General features: G+C 72.2%; 16 protein-coding genes. 13 read left to right on the top strand and 3 right to left on the bottom strand.

Translation table 11 applies throughout. The features are described from left to right. Nucleotides 1–3 precede the first annotated feature (3 nt). The 5 genes from AB0M88_RS13735 to AB0M88_RS13715 all read left to right on the top strand — a co-directional run bounded on the left by AB0M88_RS13735 (nt 4) and on the right by AB0M88_RS13715 (nt 5,411). Nucleotides 4–903 (top strand): acyl-CoA desaturase, encoded by a 900-nt coding sequence (locus AB0M88_RS13735; RefSeq protein ID WP_364100550.1) that lies wholly within the window; start codon nt 4–6, stop codon nt 901–903. Between the two features lie 9 nt (nt 904–912). Beyond that, nucleotides 913–1,644, top strand: coding sequence for an SDR family NAD(P)-dependent oxidoreductase (locus AB0M88_RS13730; RefSeq protein ID WP_364100394.1), 732 nt, complete (start codon nt 913–915; stop codon nt 1,642–1,644). Between the two features lie 22 nt (nt 1,645–1,666). Further along, complete coding sequence (locus tag AB0M88_RS13725) at nt 1,667–2,641, top strand: DMT family transporter (RefSeq protein ID WP_364100391.1); 975 nt, start codon at nt 1,667–1,669, stop codon at nt 2,639–2,641. A 50-nt stretch (nt 2,642–2,691) separates the two neighbouring features. Next, nucleotides 2,692–3,336 (top strand): hypothetical protein, encoded by a 645-nt coding sequence (locus AB0M88_RS13720; protein WP_364100388.1) that lies wholly within the window; start codon nt 2,692–2,694, stop codon nt 3,334–3,336. An 80-nt stretch (nt 3,337–3,416) separates the two neighbouring features. Next, complete coding sequence (locus tag AB0M88_RS13715; protein WP_364100386.1) at nt 3,417–5,411, top strand: phosphatase PAP2 family protein; 1,995 nt, start codon at nt 3,417–3,419, stop codon at nt 5,409–5,411. Here the strand turns inward: AB0M88_RS13715 and AB0M88_RS13710 are convergent. After that, nucleotides 5,364–6,719: a helix-turn-helix domain-containing protein gene (locus AB0M88_RS13710; protein ID WP_364100383.1), complete on the bottom strand. Its 1,356-nt coding sequence runs from the start codon at nt 6,717–6,719 to the stop codon at nt 5,364–5,366. The two genes, AB0M88_RS13715 and AB0M88_RS13710, sit on opposite strands and share 48 nt — an antisense overlap. 105 nt (nt 6,720–6,824) lie before the next feature. Here AB0M88_RS13710 and hpnC point away from each other — a divergent pair, with 105 nt between their 5' ends. The 8 genes from hpnC to AB0M88_RS13670 are packed head-to-tail and all read left to right on the top strand — an operon-like array spanning nt 6,825 to nt 16,966. Continuing rightward, nucleotides 6,825–7,655, top strand: coding sequence for a squalene synthase HpnC (gene hpnC, locus AB0M88_RS13705; RefSeq protein WP_364100380.1), 831 nt, complete (start codon nt 6,825–6,827; stop codon nt 7,653–7,655). After that, entirely contained in the window at nt 7,655–8,518 is an 864-nt protein-coding gene (gene hpnD, locus AB0M88_RS13700; protein WP_364100377.1) for a presqualene diphosphate synthase HpnD, read from the top strand. The genes hpnC and hpnD overlap by 1 nt, the downstream gene beginning before the upstream one ends. After that, nucleotides 8,515–9,837 carry a hydroxysqualene dehydroxylase HpnE gene (hpnE, locus tag AB0M88_RS13695; RefSeq protein ID WP_364100374.1) on the top strand — a complete coding sequence of 441 codons (1,323 nt, stop codon included), beginning with the start codon at nt 8,515–8,517 and terminating at the stop codon, nt 9,835–9,837. The genes hpnD and hpnE overlap by 4 nt, the downstream gene beginning before the upstream one ends. Continuing rightward, on the top strand, nt 9,834–10,811 hold the full coding sequence (locus AB0M88_RS13690) for a polyprenyl synthetase family protein (protein ID WP_364100372.1): 978 nt from the start codon (nt 9,834–9,836) through the stop codon (nt 10,809–10,811). Before hpnE ends, AB0M88_RS13690 begins: the two co-directional genes overlap by 4 nt. Next, nucleotides 10,812–12,812 (top strand): squalene--hopene cyclase, encoded by a 2,001-nt coding sequence (shc, locus tag AB0M88_RS13685; RefSeq protein WP_364100369.1) that lies wholly within the window; start codon nt 10,812–10,814, stop codon nt 12,810–12,812. Further along, nucleotides 12,809–14,236: a 4-hydroxy-3-methylbut-2-enyl diphosphate reductase gene (ispH, locus tag AB0M88_RS13680; protein ID WP_364100366.1), complete on the top strand. Its 1,428-nt coding sequence runs from the start codon at nt 12,809–12,811 to the stop codon at nt 14,234–14,236. The genes shc and ispH overlap by 4 nt, the downstream gene beginning before the upstream one ends. A gap of 2 nt (nt 14,237–14,238) precedes the next feature. Continuing rightward, entirely contained in the window at nt 14,239–15,243 is a 1,005-nt protein-coding gene (hpnH, locus tag AB0M88_RS13675) for an adenosyl-hopene transferase HpnH (RefSeq protein WP_364100363.1), read from the top strand. 1 nt (nt 15,244) lies between these two features. Then, nucleotides 15,245–16,966, top strand: coding sequence for a 1-deoxy-D-xylulose-5-phosphate synthase (locus AB0M88_RS13670; RefSeq protein ID WP_364100360.1), 1,722 nt, complete (start codon nt 15,245–15,247; stop codon nt 16,964–16,966). Here the strand turns inward: AB0M88_RS13670 and AB0M88_RS13665 are convergent. Together AB0M88_RS13665 and AB0M88_RS13660 are read right to left on the bottom strand one after the other, a co-directional pair. Next, nucleotides 16,956–18,923 carry a hypothetical protein gene (locus tag AB0M88_RS13665; protein WP_364100357.1) on the bottom strand — a complete coding sequence of 656 codons (1,968 nt, stop codon included), beginning with the start codon at nt 18,921–18,923 and terminating at the stop codon, nt 16,956–16,958. The genes AB0M88_RS13670 and AB0M88_RS13665 overlap by 11 nt on opposite strands. A gap of 26 nt (nt 18,924–18,949) precedes the next feature. Beyond that, a complete protein-coding gene (locus AB0M88_RS13660; RefSeq protein ID WP_364100354.1) occupies nt 18,950–20,662 on the bottom strand; it encodes a hypothetical protein in 1,713 nt (570 codons plus the stop codon). Between the last annotated feature and the right edge of the window lie 5 nt (nt 20,663–20,667).

Raw genomic sequence — 20,667 nt, 5'->3', positions numbered from 1 at the left:
AACATCCTGGCCGGGCGCCGCCCCCTGCCCGCCCACGTCACCGTCTACGTGTTCGTCATCGTGCCGTTCCTCGCCCTGCTGGCCGCCGTGCCGCTGGTCTGGGGCTGGGGCGTCAGCTGGGTCGACCTGCTGCTGGCGGCCGGCTGGTACACGCTCACCTGCCTCGGCACCACGGCCGGTTACCACCGGTACTTCACCCACGGCTCCTACAAGGCGAAACGCGGGCTGCGCCTCGGGCTCGCGGTCGCCGGCAGCCTGGCCGTGCAGGGGCCGATCCTGCACTGGGTCGCCGATCACCGCCGGCATCACGCCTTCGCCGACAAGGAGGGCGACCCGCATTCGCCGTGGCTGTTCGGCACCTCGCCGGCCGCCCTCGCCCGCGGCTTCTGGCACGCCCACCTCGGCTGGATCCTCGACCGTGACCTCACCGACCAGGAACGGTTCGTCCCCGACCTGCTCGCCGACCGGGACCTGCGGCTGGTGCACCGGCTGTTCGGGCCGCTGACCATCGTCACGCTGCTCGCGCCGGCCCTGATGGGCGGCCTGATCACCTGGTCGTGGGCGGGCGCGCTGACCGCGTTCTTCTGGGCCGGCCTGGTGCGGATAGCGTTCCTGCACCACGTCACCTGGTCGGTCAACTCGGTCTGCCACATGATCGGCGACCGGCCGTTCACGGCCCGCGACAAGTCGGCCAACTTCTGGCCGCTGGCGATCCTGAGCATGGGTGAGGCCTGGCACAACCTGCATCACGCCGACCCGAAACAGGCCCGCCACGGCGTACGCCCCGGCCAGATCGACATCTCGGCCCGGCTGATCTGGATCTTCGAGAAGCTGGGCTGGGCCTACGACGTCAACTGGCCGACGCCGGAGCGCATGGCCCGCATCACCCGCGTGGCGGCCTAGAGTGTCCGGGTGCGGATCGAGGGCAGCGTCGCGCTGGTGACCGGCGCTTCGTCGGGCATCGGGCGGGAGGTCGCGCGGCGGCTGGCCGCCCGGGGTGCCCGCGTGCTGGCCCACGGTCGCGACGAGGACGCGCTGAACGAGCTCGACGCCACTCCGCTGATCGCCGATCTGGCCCGGCCGGGCGCCGGGACGGGCCTGGCCGAGGCCGCTCTCCGGATCGCGGGACGGGTCGACGTCGTGGTGGCCAACGCCGGGGTGGGCTGGGCGGGCCCGTTCGAGCAGATGCCGTCCGCGGCCATCGACGAGCTGGTCGCGGTCAACCTGACCGCGCCGATCGAGCTCACCCGCTCGCTGCTGCCCACCATGAATCAGGGCAGCCTGATCTTCGTCACCTCGATTGCCGGGCGGATGGGTGTCGCCGGCGAGGCGGTCTATTCGGCGACCAAGGCCGGGTTGGACAGCTTCGCCGAAAGCTTGCGCTTCGAGATGTACGGCCGGGACGTGCGGGTCGGCGTCGTCGTGCCGGGTGTGGTCGAGACCGCGTTCTTCGAGCGCCGCGGCCGGGCGTACGACCGGAGGAGTCCGCGCCCGATCCCGGCGGCGCGTGTGGCCGATCGCGTTGTGGGCATGATTCAGCGGGGGAGCGCCGAGGCGTACGCGCCGGGCTGGTTGCGTCTGCCGGTCGCCGTGCGCGGGGCGCTGCCGGGTCTTTACCGCCGCCTGGGCGCCAGGTTCGGCTGAGGGGGTCTGTTTGTATCTAGCCGTGGCGCTCGGCCTGTTGGCCGGGTTCTTGTTCGCCGCTTCCGCGTCGCTGCAGCAGCACGTGGCCCGGCGTACGGCGAAGGCTACCAACACAGTGGACGATTTGGCCGGAAAGTCGGTTCTTCGCCCGCTGGTCGCGCTGATCAGGCGGCTCGTCCGGCACCCGCTCTGGCTGGCCGGCTGGTTCACCAACCTGTTCGGTTTCGTGGTGCAGGCGGCCGCTCTGCACGCCGGTTCGGTCGCTCTCGTCCAGCCGCTGCTCGTCACCCAGCTGCTGTTCGCGATGCCGCTGTCGACCGCCTGGGCCCGCCGCTGGCCGGTGTTCGTCGAGTGGCTCGGCGTCGTGCTGATCAGCGGCGGTGTCGCCACGTTCCTGCTGGTCCGCGAGGTCGCGCCGGCGTCCGGCGAGGCGAACCGGGGCCGGGTCATCCTGGCCGGGCTGTGCGCGGCCGCCCTGGTGGGCCTGCTCGTGCGGGCCGCCGCCGGCCGCACCCAGCTGCTGCACGCCACGCTGGTGTCGGTCGGTGCCGGGCTCTGCTTCGCGATGAGCGCGGTGCTGATGAAGCTGACCACCGATGACCTGCTGCACCGAGGGGTGCTCGCCACCGCGCTCGACTGGCCCGGCTACAGTCTCGCCGTCTCCACGCTCGTCGGGCTCGTCCTGGAGCAGGGTGCCTTCGCGACCGGTTCGCTCTCCGCCGCGGTGGCCGCGATGACTATCACCAATCCGCTGGCGAGCTATCTGCTGGGGGTGCTGGCGTTCCGGGTGACGCCGCCGTCGAGCCCCGGCGCGCTGGCCGCGCTGGCCGGGTCGGGTGCGCTGCTGATCGTCGGCGTCGTCGCCCTATCGCGATCACCCACCGTGCGCAAGCCGGACGCGGTGGGCGAAACCCGGAGCGCGTCTGAACCGTTGGAGCCTACGGAACGTTATGGGGGACAGAGAGCAGAACCGTCGTCGAAACCGGACTTGGGATGACTACAGACCAGCAAGAGACGAACGAACTGCCAGAGACGAATCACGGCCATGTGCAGGAGATCGTGATCGAACTCGGCCGCCTGCGGCCGCAGTTGATCCGGGGCGCCCGCATGTTCGTCGAGACCGTCACCGTCCCCACGCTGTTACTTTACGTATTGCTCCACACGGCCGGCCTGGCCTGGGGGCTGGTCGCGGTGATCGGCTGGTGTGCGCTCACGCTGGGTGTTCGCCGGCTGTTCGGCCAGCATCTTCCGGGCACGCTGCTGCTGTGCGCGGGCATGCTGTGCGGCCGGGCCGCGCTGGCCCTGGTGCTCTCGAGCGCGCTGGTCTATGTGCTGCAGCCGGTCTTCGGTTCGGCGCTGATGGCGCTGCTGTTCCTGGGCAGCGCGGCGGTCGGCCGCCCGGTCACGATCCGGCTGGCGCGCGACTTCGTCACCCTGCCGGCGCATCTTTTTCACCACCAGGGCGTACGCCGCATGTTCACTCAGGTGGCGATTCTCTGGGGCGTCTCGCGCGTGCTCGACGCCGGGATGAGCCTGGGCCTGCTGCACTGGGGTGTCGACGCCGGGCTGCTCTCCCGCGGTCTGTTCAGCGGCCTGCTCACGGCCCTGACGATCGTGGTCTGCGCGGCCTGGGGCGCGCGGGCGCTGCGCCGCATGCCGGGAGTCACTCTGCGGCTACGCGCGGCGGTCTGACCAAGCAAGCGGCGGTCAAACACAAAGTAGTGACACGCATAACGCTCGCCGTCGAGGGCGATAAATGTTAGAAGTCGTCTGTGACCTTGGGGGAGTCCAGGCGGCGGATAGCTCGAGAGCTTCTCATCGGGCTGCTGGTCTTCGGGCTCTACAGCCTGGTGCAGATGATGCACGGTCCGGCGCGCCAGCGGGCCGCCGACCGGCACGGCCGCGACCTCTTCGATCTTGAGCGGCGGCTCCACCTCGACATCGAGCCGGGCCTCAACCGATGGCTCGCGCCGCACGACTTCCTGCGGACGCTCGCCAACTACGAGTACGCGATCACCTACGTCGTCGCGGCCGGGATCATGCTGGTCTGGCTCTACGCGCGGCGGCCCGACCGCTACCGCGAGATGCGCAACTCGTTCGTGGTGCTCAACGTGCTCGGCATCGCCACGTTCTGGCTCTATCCGGTCGCCCCGCCCCGCCTGCTCGCCGGCACCCACTTCATCGACACGGTCCGGGAGGGGCACACCTGGGGGTCGTGGGGTTCGCCGCTGGTCACCCACGCCAACCAGCTGGCCGCGATGCCGTCGTTGCACGTGGCCTGGGCGCTCTGGGTCAGCGTGGTGCTGGCCGAGCTGAAGCACACGCGTACGGTCCAGGCGGTTTCGCTGGTCCACGTCGGCGTGACACTCTTCGTGATCATGGCGACCGCGAACCACTTCCTGCTCGACGCCGCCGGTGGCGCCGTCGTCGTCTGGCTGGGTTTCCTGATGGCGAGACGACGAGTGAAAAACGAGGTCAAGGCCCCGGACGCGTTCTTCCTCCACGTCGAGAACGACCAGGCTCCGCAGCACGTCGGCGGCCTGGCCGTGGTCGACACCTCGGCGGTCCCGTTCACCCGCGACGCGCTCGCCGCCACGGTCCGCGCCCACCTCGACGAGCTGCCACGGTTCCGGCAGCGGCTGCGGTTCCGCGGCCGGTGGCGCCGGCCGGTGTGGGTCGAGGCGGCCGACCTCGACTGGAACTGGCACGTGCCGGAGCGCGACCTGACGCGTCCCGACGGCTCACCGGGCGGCTTCGCCGCGCTGCACGAGCTGGTCGCCGAGCTGGCCGCGGAGCCGCTGCCCCGCGACCGTCCGATGTGGCGGTTCGTGGCGGCGACCGGCGTCGAGGCCGACCGCGCGGCCGGCATCCTGGTCGTCCATCACGTGATCGCCGACGGGGTCGGCACGGTCGCCCAGGCGCTCAACATGCTCGAGCCGCGCTACACGCCGCGCATCCCGGCCCAGCGGATGCCGGGACCGCTCAAGCGGGCGGCCGCCACCGCGGTCGGGCTGGCCCAGCTGGCGACCGACGGCTTCCCGAAGTTGAAGCTGCCCACCGGCAACGCTCCGGCGCGCGGGTTCACGACGGTCGATCTGCCGCTGGACGGCGTACGGGAAATCGCCCGGCGCCACGGCGCCCGGGTGAGCGATGTCCTGCTGACCGTCGTGGCCGGCGCCCTTTCGACGGCCGTGCCGTCGGCACCGCGGGGTCTCCTGCGGGTCTCGGTGCCGCTGATGGTGCGCGCGCCGGACGCGGCGGCCGAGGGCAATCTGACCGCGGCGGTGATGACCGAGGTGCCGCTGGGGCCGGTCGAGAACGGCGAGGTGGCCCGGCTGGCCGAGATCACCCGGCGAAGCCGGGGGCTTTACACCGGTACGCGCACGCTGGCCGCCAACTTCGCGATGCGCGCGGTCGGCGCGATCCTGCCGGTGCCCGGGCACGCGTGGTTCGCCCGTACGGTCTACGGCGGCGCGATGTTCCAGGCCATCGTCTCCAACATGCCCGGCCCGGACGTGCCGCTCAGCCTGGCCGGCCCGCCGCTGGCCGGGGTCTATCCGATCCTGCCGCTGGCCCCGCGGGTGCCGATCGCGGTCGGCGCGCTGGGCTGGGACGGCATGCTGTCGGTCGGGGTGGCCACCGACCCGGCGCTGATTCCCGACGCGGCGCCGCTGGGGGACGCCATGAAGGTGGTCTTCGGCGAGCTCACGGCGGCCACCTCAGCTCACCCGCCGGCGCCGGTGGTGGAGACGCGCGGCGTCGTCTGATTCGACGCGCGGCTTGCAGTTCGGGTCGGCCGCGGTGCCCCAGGCCAGCGCCAGCGTCAACCGGGTCCGGGTGGCCGGATCGTCGAGCGCCGGGCCGAACGCGTCGTGCAGCTGGGTCATCCGGTAGCGCACGGTCTGCGGGTGGATGTGCAGCTCGGCGGCGACCGCCTGCCGGTCGCCCATGTGCCGCAGCCAGGCGCCGAGGGTCTCGCTGAGGCGTTCCCGCTGGGTCGCCGTGAACGCGGCGAGCGGCGCCAGGGCCTGCTCGCGCAGCGCGTCGAGCAGCTTGGCGTCGCGGTGCACGATCAGCGCGTCGAGATGATCCTCGACGAAGACGACGTCGTCGGTGAGGATGCCGGACGCCCGCAGCCGCGCGGTCAGCTCGGCGAACTGCACGCTGACCGGCAGCTGCTCGAGCGGCACCGGGTGGCCGACGACCGCGGCGGTGCCGGCGAGCAGGGTCTTGAGCCGCTGCCGGCGCCCGGGGCGGACCGGGTCGGGGGCGATCGCGCCGAGCAGTGTGCGCCGCCGGATCAGCAGGCAGGAGCTGTCGAGCCGGTTGAGCACCTCGTGGCCCATCGAGTTGTTGACCGAGAGCAGGATGACCGCGGCCTCGCGGGGCACGGTCCAGCCGGCCCGGGCCGCGGCCGCCCGCACGGCCTCGCTGTTGGACCGGTCAGACAGCAGCAGTTCGACCAGCTCGTCGCGGAGCAGCTCCCGCTCGGCCACGCTCTGCGACTGCTCCATGACATAGCCGTGGGCGGACGCCGAGGAGAGCTGGTCGACGAACGCGAACACGCCCTCGGCCAGCGCGGCCAGCGTGTCCGGCGCGACCTCGGCCTGCAGGGCGGCGCCGGAGACGTATCGCCAGGCCACCCGGGCGCCGACCTGATAGGCCGAGAGCAGCGTCGAGACCTCCCGGCCCTCGCGCCACTGCACCCGGCCGATCTCCTGGAACAGCTCGAGCTGGTTGCCGACCGGGCCCTGCCGCGGGCGGGCTAAGCCGAATTCGGCGGCCGAGCCGTCCGCATGCTCCACCGTGTCGATCAGCCAGAGCATGAACGCCTCGGCCGCGCCGGTGACCTCGGCCTGCTCCTCGGCGAGGAACTCGGCGTAGTCCGGCCAGCCGGTGGTCAGCATGACGCGGACCTCGTCCAGCATGTCCGGTAACCGTTCGAGCAGCAGCGGCAGCATCGCGTGGAGTCTCGGCTCGCGTCCGATGCGATCCAGGTACGCATCGAGCTGCGGGCTCCGCGTCAGCCAGCCGAACGGTTGATCTTCGCCGTCGACGGATTCAAATGACCGCATTCTGCACCTACCCGACGAGGTTTTGTTCGTACGTGACAAAGTCCCGCGCAATAACCACCTCTGCCTGCGCAGATCATTGTCCCCTCGTGGGAGCAGCATCAAGGCATGGCGAAAGGGACGGTCGTCACTGTTCAGCCGGTGACCTTGGAGGACAAACTACGCACAGAGAACTTTCCGGTCGCCCTGCGCATTCTGCCGCGCCGATTTCGCGACCACCTGACGGCGGTGTACGGATTTGCCCGCACGGTCGACGACCTGGGCGATGAGTCCACAGGCGACCGGTTGGCCAACCTGGACGCCTTCGAGAAGGACCTCGACCTGATCTGGTCCGGCGGCGACCCGTCGGACTCCCGGCTCGCCGCCACCGTCCACGCGCTGAACCTCCCGGCGGAACCGTTCCATGACCTGATCGAGGCCAACCGCCAGGATCAGCGGGTCACGGCCTATCAGAGTTTCGACGACCTCCGCGCGTACTGCCGCCTCTCGGCCGACCCGGTCGGCCGCATCGTCCTGAGGGTTTTCGATGTCAGCTCCGACGCGCGGATCGCCTGGTCGGATGCCATCTGCACCGGTCTCCAACTGGTCGAGCACTGGCAGGACGTGGCCGAGGACCGGCGCGCCGGCCGGATCTATCTGCCGGCCGACGACATGGCTCGTTTCGGGGTGACTCCGGAGGACCTCGACGGCACCACCACCCCGGTCGCCCTGCGGCGGTTGCTGGCGGAGATGACCGACCGCGCGGCCGAACTCTTCCGCCAGGGCACCCCGCTGGTCCGCGACCTGAGCGGCTGGGCCCGCCTGGCCGTCGGTGGCTTCCTGGCCGGCGGCCTGGCCACCGTCGACGCGCTCCGCCGGGCCGACTACGACGTGCTCGCCCGCACCCCGCGCCCACGCAAGACCGGCGTGCTGCGGCATCTCATCGTGAAGGTGGCCTGATGACGACCACGACTCTGGCCGAGGCGTACGCCGCCACCGAGGAGATCACCAAGAGCGAGGCGAAGAACTTCTACTACGGCATCCGGCTGCTCCCGCCGGACAAGCGGGCCGTGCTCTGCGCGGTCTACGCGCTGGCCCGGCGCATGGACGACATCGGCGACGGCGACCTGCCGGCCGGCGAGAAGGTGACCGCGCTGGCCGGGCTCCGCACCGAACTGGCCGCGCTCGACTCCAGCACCGACCCCGTGCTCGTCGCGGTGGCCGACGCGGCCCGGCGCTACCCGATCCCGCTCGGCGCGTTCGACGAGCTCATCGACGGCGTCGAGATGGACGTGACCGGCCGCCGCTACACGACCTTCGAGGAGCTGGAGAGCTACTGCCGGTGCGTGGCCGGCGCGGTCGGGCGCCTGTGCCTGGGCGTGTTCGGCAGCAGGCCGCACCCGCGGGCCGCGCTCTATGCCGACCAGCTGGGCATCGCGCTGCAGCAGACCAACATCCTGCGGGACATCCGCGAGGACCTGATCAACGGCCGGGTCTACCTGCCGCAGGACGACCTCGACCGGTTCGGCGTCGAACTCGGGCTGGACTCCGAACAAGCGCTGATCGACCGGGACGGCGGGCTCAGCGCGCTCATCCACTTCAGCGCCGAGCGGGCCCGCGGCTGGTACCGCGACGGACTGCGGCTGGCCCCGCTGCTCGACTGGCGCAGCAAGGCGTCCTGCCTGGCCATGTCCGGCATCTACCGCCAGTTGCTCAACCGCATCGACGCCGAGCCGGGCCTGGTCTTCACCCAGCGGCTTTCGCTCTCCGGCCGGGAAAAGGCCGGCGTGGCCCTCAAGTCGCTGACCGGGAGGGCCTCGTGACCTCCAGCGTCGCGGTCATCGGCGGTGGGCTGGCCGGCATCACCGCCGCGCTGCGCTGCGCCGACGGCGGCGCCCGGGTCACCCTCTTCGAGAGCCGGCCGCGGCTCGGCGGCCTGACCCACTCGTTCAAGCGCGGCGACCTCGACGTGGACAACGGCCAGCACGTCTTTCTCCGATGTTGCACGTCCTACCTCGCCCTGATCGACCGCCTCGGGGTCCGCGCCGGCGTGACCGTGCAGCCCCGACTGGCGATCCCGATCGTCTCGCCGGGCCAGGACCGGGTGTGGCTGCGCCGCGACGCCCTGCCCGCGCCGGCCCACCTGGCCCGTTCGCTGTTCGCCTACACCCCGCTGAGCGTGGCCGAGCGGCTGCGTTTCATCACCGCCGCGCTGGCCCTGCGCCGGGTGCGGCTCGACGTGCCGGTCACCGACGACCAGAGCTTCGGCGACTGGCTGACGGCCCACGGTCAGAGCCGGCGGGCCATCGACACGATGTGGGACCTGGTCGGCATCGCGACGCTCAACGCGACCGCCGGCGACGCCTCGCTCGCCCTGGCCGCCAAGGTCTTCCAGACCGGCCTGCTGACCCGGGCCTCGGCGGCCGACATCGGCTGGTCGGTGGTTCCGCTGGGCGAACTGCACGGCACGGCCGGGCGACGGGCCCTCTCCGACGCCGGGGTCGAGGTTCTGACGTCGGTCAAGGTTTCTTCCGTACGCCGGGGGGACGGCGACTGGCGCATCGAGGGCCGTCCCTTCGACAACGTGATCTCCGCCGTCCCGCCCGACGTCGCGTCCCGCATCCTGCCGGCGGGCGTGGTCCCGGACGGCCTGGGCACCTCGCCGATCGTCAACCTGCACGTCGTCTACGACCGCAAGGTGCTCGACGAGCCGTTCGTGGCCGCCATCGACTCGCCCCTGCAGTGGGTCTTCGACCGGACCCAGCAGTCCGGCCTGACCGACGGGCAGTACATCGCGGTGTCGCTGTCGGCGGCCGACGACCTCATCGACGTGCCGGTCGCCGAGTTGCGGGCCCGGCTGCTGCCCGCCCTCGAGGCGCTGCTCCCGGCCGCCCGCGGCGCCGGCGTCCGTGATTTTTTCGTCACCCGGGAACGGCACGCGACCTTCCGGGCCGCCCCCGGCACCGCCCGGCTGCGCCCGAGCGCCGCCACCGCGCACCCCGGCCTCTGGCTGGCCGGCGCGTGGACCGCCACCGGGTGGCCCGCGACCATGGAGGGCGCGGTGCGCAGCGGCGAGACGGCCGCGGCCGGAGCCCTGGACGTCCTCAGTTCGAAATCTACTTTCGACGGAGCCGCGCTATGACGACGATGCTGGAGAGCCTTCACCGCAGCCGTGACGCCATCACCCCGGCGATGCGGGCGGCCCTCGACCGACTCGATCCGACCACCCGGCTGCAGGCGGCCTACCACTTCGGCTGGGTCGACGCCCAAGGGCGCCCGGACCGGGGCGGGGGCAAGGCCGTACGCCCGGCGCTCGCGCTGCTCTCGGCCCAGGCCGCCGGCGGACCGGAGGAGATCGGCCTGCCCGGGGCGGTCGCCGTCGAGCTGGTGCACAACTTCTCGCTCCTGCACGACGACCTGATGGACCACGACCGGGAGCGGCGGCACCGCACCACGGTCTGGGTGGTGTGGGGCAGCTCCAGCGCGATCCTCTCCGGGGACGCGCTGCTCGGGCTGGCCCAGGAGGTGCTGCTCGACTGTGGACTGCCGACCGGCGCGCCGGCCGCGCTGCTGCTGGCCAAGGCGACTCGCGAGCTGATCCGGGGCCAGGTCGAGGACCTGGCCTTCGAACAGCGGGCGAGTGTCACGGTCGAGGAGTGCCTGGACATGGCGGCCGGCAAGACGGGCGCCCTGATGGCGGCGAGCGCGGCCATCGGCGCGGTGCTGGCCGGGGCGCCGGCCGAGACGGTGGCGGCGCTGGAGACGTACGGCAACCAGCTCGGGCTCGCCTTCCAGCTGGTCGACGACGTACTCGGCATCTGGGGTGACCCGGCCGTGACCGGCAAGCCGGTCTTCTCCGACCTGCGGGCCGACAAGAAGTCGCTGCCGATCAGCTACGCCCTCGACCGCGATCCGTCGATCGCGCTGATCGACCCGGCCGACCTCGAGAAGCGGGCCGGTGCCATCGAGCGCGCGGGCGGCCGGCGGTGGGCCCTCGACGAGGCGGGCCGCCGGATGGCGCTCGGCGAGGCGGCGCTGGCCTCGGTCGACCTGCCCGACTCCGTTCGCTCGGAGCTTGTTGCTCTCGGCAAGTTCATCGTCGACCGGGAGGTCTGAGTGACTACCCCTGCGGCGGCCCTCGACGACGCGGTTCGCTACCTGCGCGGACTGCAGGACGAGGCCGGCTGGTGGAAGGGCGAGCTGGCCACCAACGTCACCATGGACGCCGAAGACCTCCTGCTCCGCGAGTTCCTCGGCATCCGCAAGGACCAGGAGACCGAGGAGGCGGCCCGCTGGATCCGGTCCCAGCAACGGGACGACGGCACGTGGGCCTCGTTCGAGGGCGGCCCGCCCGAGCTGTCGACCACGGTCGAGGCGTGGGTCGCGCTGCGGCTGGCCGGTGACGCGGTCGATGCCCCGCACATGCGGTCGGCGCAGAAGTGGGTGGTCACGCACGGCGGACTGGAGAGCACCCGGGTCTTCACCCGGATCTGGCTCGCGCTGTTCGGCCTGTGGTCGTGGGACGACCTGCCCGACATGCCGCCCGAGCTGATCTTCCTGCCGAAGTGGTTCCCGCTCAACGTCTACGACTGGGCGTGCTGGGCCCGGCAGACCGTGGTACCGCTGACCGTGGTGAACGCGTTCCGCCCGGTGCGGCCGCTGCCGTTCGGGGTCGACGAGCTCCGGGCCGGGCTCCCGCCGGTGGCGACCGCCCCGGTCTGGACCTGGAAGGGCGCCTTCCAGCGCCTCGACAAGGGCCTGCACTTCTACGCCGGCCGCGCCCACCGGGGCCTGCGCCGTCGAGCGATGGACAAGGCCGCCGAGTGGATCCTGGACCGGCAGGAGGACGACGGCGGCTGGGGCGGCATCCAGCCCCCGTGGGTCTATTCGCTGCTCGCCCTGCACCTGCTCGGCTATCCGGACGACCACCCGGCCATGGTCAAGGGCTTCGCCGGGCTGGAGGGCTTCCTCATCCGCGAGTCCACCCCGGACGGTGTGATCCGGCGGCTCGAGGCGTGCCAGTCCCCGGTCTGGGACACCGGGCTGGCCCTGATCGCGATGCTGGACGCGGGGGTACCGGCCGACGACCCGGCCCTGCGCAAGGCCACCGAATGGCTCCTCGGCGAGGAGATCACGGTCAAGGGCGACTGGGCCGTCCAGCGGCCCCGGCTCGCCCCGGGCGGCTGGGCGTTCGAGTTCGCCAACGACTTCTACCCCGACACCGACGACACCGCCGAGATCGTGCTCGGGCTGCGGCGGGTCTCGTTCGAGGACCCGGCCCGCCTGCGCGCCGCGGTCGACCGGGGCGTCGCCTGGACGGTCGGCATGCAGAGCAGGGACGGCGGCTGGGGCGCGTTCGACGCCGACAACACCGGGCTGATGCCGACCCGGCTGCCGTTCTGCGACTTCGGGGCGGTCATCGACCCGCCCTCGGCCGACGTCACCGCCCACGTCGTGGAGATGCTGGCCGCGGTCGGGCAGGCCTCCTCGCGGCCGGCTCGGCGCGGCCTGCTCTGGCTGCTCAAACACCAGGAAGCCGACGGCTCGTGGTTCGGCCGCTGGGGCGCCAACCACGTCTACGGCACCGGCGCGGTCGTGCCGGCGCTCATCGCGGGCGGCGTCCATCCGGGCTCGCCGCCGATCCGGCGCGCGGTGCGATGGCTGCTCGACCACCAGAACGCCGACGGCGGCTGGGGCGAGGACCTGCGCTCCTACCGGGATCCGGCGTGGATCGGGCGAGGGGAGACCACCGCCTCGCAGACGGCGTGGGCACTGCTCGCGCTGCTGGCCGCGGGCGGGGCCGACGAGGCGGTCGAGCGGGGCGTGGCCTGGCTGGTGTCGGCCCAGCAGGAGGACGGATCGTGGGACGAGCCGCTGTTCACGGGCACCGGCTTCCCGGGCGACTTCTACATCAACTACCACCTCTACCGAATCGTCTTCCCGATCACGGCGCTGGGTCGCTACGTCGCGTCTCGTCGCGGAGAGGCCGGTGCGGGGGAGGGCCGCGCTGTGGACGGCGGCGCTGTGGAGGGCCGTGCCGCGGACGGCGGCGCTGCGGACGCCGGCGCTGCGGGGCGGCGTTCGGCAGGGGCCGGGTTGGCGGAGGGCCGGGCATGACCGGGGTCATCGGGGCGCCGCTCGCGGTCGAGCGCTGGGCCGTGCCCGGGGCGGTCCGGCTCGGCATGGGGCGGCGGACGCGGCTGCCGGCCGGCGACGGGTTTCTGGTCGCCGGGGTGGCGGGCGGGCTCGACCCGTCGGTCCGGCCCGGCGACGTCGTGGTGGCGCCCGATCCGAGCGCGCCGATGCTCGCCGGGGCGCTGCGGCGGCTCGGCCTGACCGTCCACGTCGGACCCATCCACACCAGCGACCACCTGGTGACCGGGGCGCAACGGGCGACACTGGCCGCCACCGGGGCGCTCGCGGTCGAGATGGAGACGGAACGGCTCCGCTCCCGGGCCGGAGACCGCCCCTTCGCCGCGGTACGCGTCATCACCGACACCGAGGGCGCCGGGTTGTGGTCGCCGGGCACTTTGCGCCGCGGCGTACGGGCTCTGAAAACGCTGCGGCACGCGGCGCCGGCGCTGCGGCAGTGGGCCGAGGCGATCGGACCTCGCGAGGTTGTTCTGGCCGCACCCAGGTCGTTCTGCGCGGGTGTGGAAAGAGCCGTCGAAGTGGTCGAGCGGGCCCTGCAGACCCGGGGCGCGCCGGTCTATGTCCGGCGGCAGATCGTGCACAACGCGCACGTGGTCCGGCGGCTGAGCGACCTCGGCGCGGTCTTCGTCGAGGAGGTCGAGGACGTGCCCGCGGGGTCGACCGTGGTGCTGGCCGCCCACGGTGTCGCCCCGGCCGTGCGGGCCGCCGCCCAGGAACGCGAGCTCGACGTCATCGACGCCACCTGTCCGCTCGTCGCCAAGGTGCACACCGAGGTGAAGCGGTACGCGGGGCGCGGCGAGACGGTGTTCCTCATCGGGCACGGCGACCACGAGGAAGTCGTCGGCACGGTCGGCGAGGCCCCCGCGCGGGTCGTCGTGGTCGAGGACGTGGCCGCGGCGGCCTGGGTCACCGCCCCCGATCCGGGCCGGGTCGCCTACGCCATGCAGACCACGCTGGCGGTCGACGAGGCCGAGGAGATCGCCGGGGTGCTGCGGTCGCGCTTCCCGGCCCTGCACGCGCCGCGACGTGAGGACATCTGTTATGCCACGACCAACCGGCAGCAGGCGGTCCGGGTGATCGCGGCGGAGACCGATCTCGTGCTGGTCGTCGGCTCGGCCAACTCGTCCAACTCGCTGCGCCTGGTCGAGGTCGCTTCGCGTCTCGGCGTGGCGGCGCATCTGATCGAGGACGTCGGCGACATCGATCTGGGGTGGCTCGCGTCCGCCCGAAAAGTAGGCATCACGGCCGGGGCGTCCGCCCCGCCGCACCTGGTCGACGACGTCGTCGCCGGCCTCGCCGGGCTCGGCCCGGTCTCGGTCCGCGAATCCAGCGTCGGCGCCGAGAACATCCAGTTCACATTGCCCACCGGTCTTAAGGAGATGAGCTAGGTATGGGGATGCCCTTCCGCCAGACCGTACGGCTCGGCCAATACCTGATGAAGCAGAAGCTCAAGGGGGCGAAGAACTTCCCGTTGCTGGTCGAGCTGGAGCCCCTTTTCGCCTGCAACCTCAAGTGCATCGGCTGTGGCAAGATTCAGCAGCCGCACACCCTGCTCAAGCAGCGCATGCCGGTCGAGCAGGCGGTCGGTGCGATCGAGGAGAGCGGCGCGCCGATGGTGTCGATCGCCGGCGGGGAACCGCTCATGCACCCGCAGATCGACGAGATCGTGCGCCAGCTGCTCGACCGCAACAAGATCGTCTTCCTGTGCACGAACGCCGTGCTGCTCCCCAAGCACCTGCACAAGTTCAAGCCGCACAAGAACTTCTCCTGGATGGTCCATGTCGACGGGCTGCGCGAGCGGCACGACCTGTCGGTCTCCAAGGACGGCGTGTTCGACCAGGCGGTCGACGCCATCAAGCAGGCCCAGGCGGCCGGCTTCCGGATCATGACCAACAGCACGTTCTTCAACACCGACAGCCCGCAGACCGTCATCGAGGTGCTCGACTACCTCAACGACGAGCTCAAGGTCGACAATATGCAGATCAGCCCGGCGTACGCGTACGAGAAGGCGCCCGACCAGGAACACTTCCTGGCCGTCACCGAGACGCGGGAGCTGTTCGCGAAGGCGTTCGCCGAGGGGCGGCGCAAGAAGTGGCGGCTCAACCACTCGCCGGTCTTCCTCGACTTCCTCGAGGGCAAGAAGGACCTGGACTGCACGCCGTGGGGCATCCCGTCGTACTCGCTGCTCGGCTGGCAGCGGCCGTGCTACCTGCTCGCCGACGGCTACGCGAAGACCTACAAGGAGCTCATCGAGACGACCGACTGGGAGGCGTTCGGGCGGGGCAAGGACGAACGCTGCGCCAACTGCATGGCCCACTGCGGGTACGAGCCGACGGCCGTCATCGCCACGATGGGGTCGCTGAAGGAGTCCTTGCGCGCCGCTGTGAGCGTGTGACATGACTTCCGTGCTGCCCTTGATGGTGCAGAGTCCGGCCGAGTTGCGGACTCTGCCCGCTTCCGCGCTGCCCGAACTGGCCGCGTCGATCCGCCGGCAGCTGATCGACACGGTCAGCCGCACCGGCGGGCACCTCGGGCCCAACCTGGGCGTGGTCGAGCTGACCATCGCCCTGCACCGGGTCTTCGACTCGCCCCGCGACTCGATCGTCTGGGACACCGGTCACCAGAGTTACGTGCACAAGATGCTGACCGGGCGCTCTTCTTCCCTGGAGACCCTGAGGCAGGCGGGCGGGCTGTCCGGTTATCCGCGGCGGGCCGAGAGTTCCCACGACCTGGTGGAGAACTCGCACGCGTCGACGGCACTGTCCTATGCGGACGGTCTGGCGAAAGCCTACTTCCTGACCGGCCGGTCGGACCGGGCCGTGGTGGCGGTGGTCGGCGACGGGGCGATGACCGGCGGCATGTGCTGGGAGGCGCTCAACAACATCGGCTCGGCCCCCGACCGGCCGGTGATCGTGGTGCTCAACGACAACGGCCGGTCGTATTCGCCGACCGTCGGCTCGGCCCGGGCCGCGCTGGCCGAGGTGTTCGACTCGCTCGGGCTGGCGTACGTCGGCCCGGTCGACGGACACGACGTGGCCGAGGTGGAGGCGGCCCTGACCGACGCGCGGGCGCTGGGCCGGGCGGTGGTCGTGCACTGCCGCACGGTCAAGGGCAAGGGCTACCCGGCGGCCGAGAACGAACAGTACGACCGGATGCACGCGATCAGCTCCCCGTCCCGTCCCGGCCGCACCTCGTGGACGAACGTGTTCGGCTCGGCACTGTCGACGCTGGCCGCTTCCCGCCCCGACCTGGTCGCGATCACCGCGGCCATGCTGCACCCGACCGGACTGGGCGAGTTCGCCGCCGCCCACCCCTCACGGGTCTTCGACGTCGGCATCGCCGAACAGCACGCGGTCACCTCGGCGGCCGGGCTGGCGATGGGCGGCCTGCACCCGGTCGTCTGCCTGTACGCGACGTTCCTCAACCGCGCGTTCGACCAGGTCCTGATGGACGTGGCCCTGCACCGGCTGCCGGTGACGTTCGTGCTCGACCGGGCCGGGGTGACCGGCAGCGACGGCCCCTCCCACAACGGCATGTGGGACCTGTCGCTGCTCGGCATCGTGCCCGGCATGCGGGTCGCCGTGCCGCGGGACGGCGAGTCGCTGTGCCGGCTGCTGGCCGAGGCGGTCGCCTGGGAGGGCCCGTCCGCGCTGCGGTTCCCGAAGGCCGAGGTAGGTCCCGCGATCCCGGCGATCGGCCACATCGGAGAGGCGGACGTGCTGTTCGCCCCGGAAGTTTCCGCCGACGTGCTGATGCTGGTGACCGGGCCGCTGGCCGGGGCCGCGGTCGCCGCCGCCGCGCAACTCGAACAGGACGGCATCGGCGTGCGGGTGGCCGACCCGCGCTGGGTGCTGCCGGTCGCGCCGGCGCTGGCCGCGGCGGTGGCTGCGCATCCGCTGACCGTCACGGTCGAGGACGGGGGAGTCTCCGGCGGCTTCGGCGCCTCGGTGGTCCGGGCCTGCCCCGGCGCCCGGGTCGAGGTGCTCGGGCTCGGGCAGGAGTTCCTGGACCACGGCTCGCGGGGCGCGTTACTCGCCGAGCAGGGCCTGGACACCGCCGGCATGGTGGCGGCGGTGCGGCGCGCCCTCGGCGCAGAGGGAGTGCGTCTCACGGGGTGATGGTGTCGAGCACCGCGCGGCAGTCGGCGAGGAGTTGCTCGTCCTCGATGACCTGGTGACTCGAGTTGGTGTGTTCGTGAACGTTGTGGCGGCGCGGCCGATCGATCTCCTCGAGGATCAGGGGACGCGCCGTCGCGGCGGCGGATCCCATCTCGGCGTATCCGGCCGCGACCACGCCACGCAGGTCGGGAGCGGACCGCCAGAGAGCGGCGTAGACCGGGAGGACCGGCTCGGCGTCGCCGGTGACCTGCCACAGGGCACGGGCGGCCGAAATCCGCAGCCGTGCGTTGCCGTCGGTGAGGAGACCACGCAACGGTGCGGCGTAGCGGTGACCGGCCGGCCCGATCTCGGCGATGAGGTCGAGCGCGGTCCGTTTGTCCCAGTGATCGTCGCGGTCCAGGTAGTGGTCGATCACGGCGCCGGCGGGGCCGGGGTCGGCGGCGCCGTGCCACCGGGCGGCGGCCGCGGCGGCCGCGATGTCCCGGTCGGGGGACGTCGCCGCCTCGCGCAGCGTCCGGCGTGTGGCCGGGTGGCCGGCGTCGATCGCGTCGATCGCGTGAAGCATGTCTCTGCTCACCGGCACGGTGAGCAGGTCGGGCAGGACCGCCGCGGCCGGCGGCCCGATCAGGCGCAGCGCGCGGAGCAGACCGGCTCGTTGCCGGTCGCCGGGGGAGCGCTCCCGGAAGGCGCGCACCACCAGCGGAACCAGCGGCGTGACCTGGTCGACCAGACCCCAGACGAGAGTGTCGGCGTCCTCGGGCAGGGGCCCGTCCCGCAGGATCGTGGCCACCATCGGCACCGCGCGGGGGTCCCCGGACGCGCACAGCACCTTGAGCGCGTCACCGACCCGGAACGAGCCGCCGCCGGTCCCGGTGAGCCAGGTGATCGGCGTTGAGCTCCCGGACGGGCGCACCGGACTGGCGGTCAGGCGCGCGACCAGGCCGTCGGCCGCCGGCGCGCCGAGCCGTCGCAAGTTCTGCAGGACCAGCAGCGCCGGTTCCCACAACTCGGCCGGCTCGTCGCGCAGCTGCTCGCCGACCTGGGCGATCAGCTCGGCGTAGGAGCCGCGCCAGTTCCAGATCAGACGCCGGGCGGGATAGAGCGCGTCGGCCCGTTGCACCTGGTCGGGCGCGCGCAGCAGGGTGGTCAGCAACGTCACGCGCTCGGGGACGCGGTCGCCGTACGCCTCGGACAACCGGTCGACGAGGGGCGGCCGCTTCGCCTCCACCGGCGCGGACCGGTAGGCCGCCGACACCACCGGCATCAGCTCGGCCGCCGGCCACGCCGGCTCCGGGGCACCGGGTGGTGACAACTCGATCAAGGCGGTCAGGAGGGTCAACCGGCGAACCGGGTCGGCGGTGCGGCCGGCGAGCAGACGCAGCCGGTCCTCCAGCCCGGACAGTCGCCCGGCGGCGGTCATCGCGGTCGCGGTCCGCACGATCGCCGTCAGCACCCGTGGGTCCGGTTCCCGGGCCAACCGGTCCAGCAGGGCCTCGGCCACCTCGGCCGATCGATCGACGCACACCAGCAGCGCCGGGCAGGTTGCTTCCCGTATCGAGGGATCGGGGTCCTCGAGCAGCCGCACCCACAGGGCGTACGCCCCGGCCACCAGCCCGGTCGCCGCAGCCGGAAAGCCGGACCGGCCGGGCAGGAGGCCGGGCTCGTCCGCGCCGGCCACCGACGCCAGCAGCTGGACCACGGCGGCCCGGCCGGGCACGTCGGGACGCTGAGCCATCCGCAGAAGGAACGGGACGGCAGCGACCGTGGACTCGTAGACGTCCAGCTGGTGATGGACCTCGCCCTCGAAGCGGTGCCGGGCCGTCGCCCGCGTGAACGGATCGGCGTCCACCAGGTCACGGAGAACGCCGGGCACCTCTTCCGCGGTGCCGTAGGCGTCGGTCATCTCGGCCCAGCGAATCTGGTCCAGGCCCTCGAACAGCTCGGCATCGTCAGCCACACGGCGATCCTGCCGCACTCCTGCGTCTATTGCTGCTGCAGGTGGGCGGCCAGGAAGGCCTGGGCCATCGCGGAGGCCAGGTCGGCCGGGTTGGTCGCCGCGATCGCCTGGCCGCCGGTGGCCTGGGCCATCGCGTTGAGCGCCTTCATGTCGGCGGTCGGCCCGTAGCCGACCCCGATGATCGGCACCGGGCGCCGCGGGTCGCGCTGGGCGGCCAGCTTCTTCAGGAAGGTGGCCTGCGACATCGCGTACTTCGACTCGCCGTCGTCGCCGTCGGTCAGCACGATGACCAGCGTGACCGTGCCCGGCTTGGACGCCTCCCGCATCGCTGTCTCGCCGTCCAGCACGCTCTGGAACAGCGGCGTGCCCGCGTTGGTGACCGCCTTGTATTGGCCCATCGCGGCGGCCAGCACGTCGCGCCGGGTCTTGCCGTTGTCGCCGAGCGGGCTGGCGAGCGGCCCGAGCGGGATGACCTCCTGGTGGGCCGGGCTGTTGTTGGTCGGCGTGCCGAACAGCCACAGGCCGAGGCTGGTGTCCTCGCCGAACAGCTGGGCCGCGATCGCACCGGACTGCCGCAGCAGGGCGGCCTTGGTCGTGGTGTGCCCGGCCTTGTCCTTGATCGGCAGGTTCATCGAGCCGGAGGTGTCGATCAGCAGCAGCGTCTGGAAGTTGAGCGTGCGGTACTGCACCCACTGCCGGGCCGGGCCGGCCAGGTCGTCGATCTTGTCCGGCAGGGGCAGCGCGCCCTCGAGCGGCTCGGTGCGGAAGCCGGCCTTGGTGATCGACGCCTTGGTGATCGCCGCCCGCAGCTTGTTGATCAGCGTGGTCTTGCTTCCGGCCTTCTTGACGGTCAGGAACGGGTAGTCGGCCTCGACCAGACCGTCGACCGGCGGCGCCCCGGTGAGCGACACCGGATGCCGGGTGTGCTGGTAGGCGCCCAGCTGCTGCTCGGTGAGCGGGAAGATGCCGGCCTGGTAGGCCGCGTCGGAAACGCTGGTCTCGGTGGTCAGCTGGGCCAGCTTGCGGGCCGGGTCGGCCGCGGCGTCCTCGAGACGGCTGCGCAGCGTGAGGGCCTGGAGCTGGGCGATGCCGGCGTCCGGGGTGGTGCGGGCCATCGCCACGTGCTCGGCATAGACCGAGAGCAGCCCGACCGTGTTCTTCTGCGGGTCGGCCATGCTCACCGGCAGCTGGTGCGAGGCCGCTCCGGCGGTCAGCGCGGCCCAGGAGGTTTTGCCGTCCTTGATGAACTGGCTCGCGATCGGGCTCGGGCCGGCGATCAGGACGGGCGAGTACGCGATCGGGTCACCCTTGGTCGCGTACGCCTTGGTGGCCATCTTCAGCCAGGCCGAGCTGGACGGGATCCACACGTCCGGCTGCTTCGCGGCGGCCGCCACCGCGGCCGGCTCCTCCGCGGTGACCGCGACCGGGCCGCAGACCGCGCCGGCCGGGGCGAGCTTGCGGGCGGCCTCCTGGATCACCGGGGCGATGTCGGGCGCGGCGGCGACGTGCACGCTCGCGTCCGGGCAGGACGGTGCGCTCGTCGTGGCCGACGGGCTGGGCGCGACGAGCGGGGAGTCGGATCGCTGCAGCAGGACCGCGCCGACGCCGGCCGCGCCGAGCAGGATCAGCACGATCACCACGGCGAGCATCCACCGCCAGAACTGGTTGCGCGGGCGGTGCTGCCCGCCGCTCCACGAGTCGGCCGGCGGCGTTGTGTCTGGGCTTGAGATGTCGGCCATGCCGC

The organism is Actinoplanes sp. NPDC051411, from assembly GCF_040682075.1.
GTDB lineage: Bacteria > Actinomycetota > Actinomycetes > Mycobacteriales > Micromonosporaceae > Actinoplanes.
Note: the sequence above shows the minus strand (reverse complement) of the source record. Positions and strands in the feature narration are given on the sequence as shown.

Excerpts from the sequence above, each read along its gene's own strand:
- AB0M88_RS13670 (WP_364100360.1), top strand. The coding sequence starts at position 15,245 with ATGACTTCCGTGCTGCCCTTGATGGTGCAGAGTCCGGCCGAGTTGCGG.
- AB0M88_RS13710 (WP_364100383.1), bottom strand. The coding sequence starts at position 6,719 with ATGCGGTCATTTGAATCCGTCGACGGCGAAGATCAACCGTTCGGCTGG.
- AB0M88_RS13690 (WP_364100372.1), top strand. The coding sequence starts at position 9,834 with ATGACGACGATGCTGGAGAGCCTTCACCGCAGCCGTGACGCCATCACC.
- AB0M88_RS13660 (WP_364100354.1), bottom strand. The coding sequence starts at position 20,662 with ATGGCCGACATCTCAAGCCCAGACACAACGCCGCCGGCCGACTCGTGG.
- hpnD (WP_364100377.1), top strand. The coding sequence starts at position 7,655 with ATGACGACCACGACTCTGGCCGAGGCGTACGCCGCCACCGAGGAGATC.
- ispH (WP_364100366.1), top strand. The coding sequence starts at position 12,809 with ATGACCGGGGTCATCGGGGCGCCGCTCGCGGTCGAGCGCTGGGCCGTG.
- hpnC (WP_364100380.1), top strand. The coding sequence starts at position 6,825 with ATGGCGAAAGGGACGGTCGTCACTGTTCAGCCGGTGACCTTGGAGGAC.
- hpnH (WP_364100363.1), top strand. The coding sequence starts at position 14,239 with ATGGGGATGCCCTTCCGCCAGACCGTACGGCTCGGCCAATACCTGATG.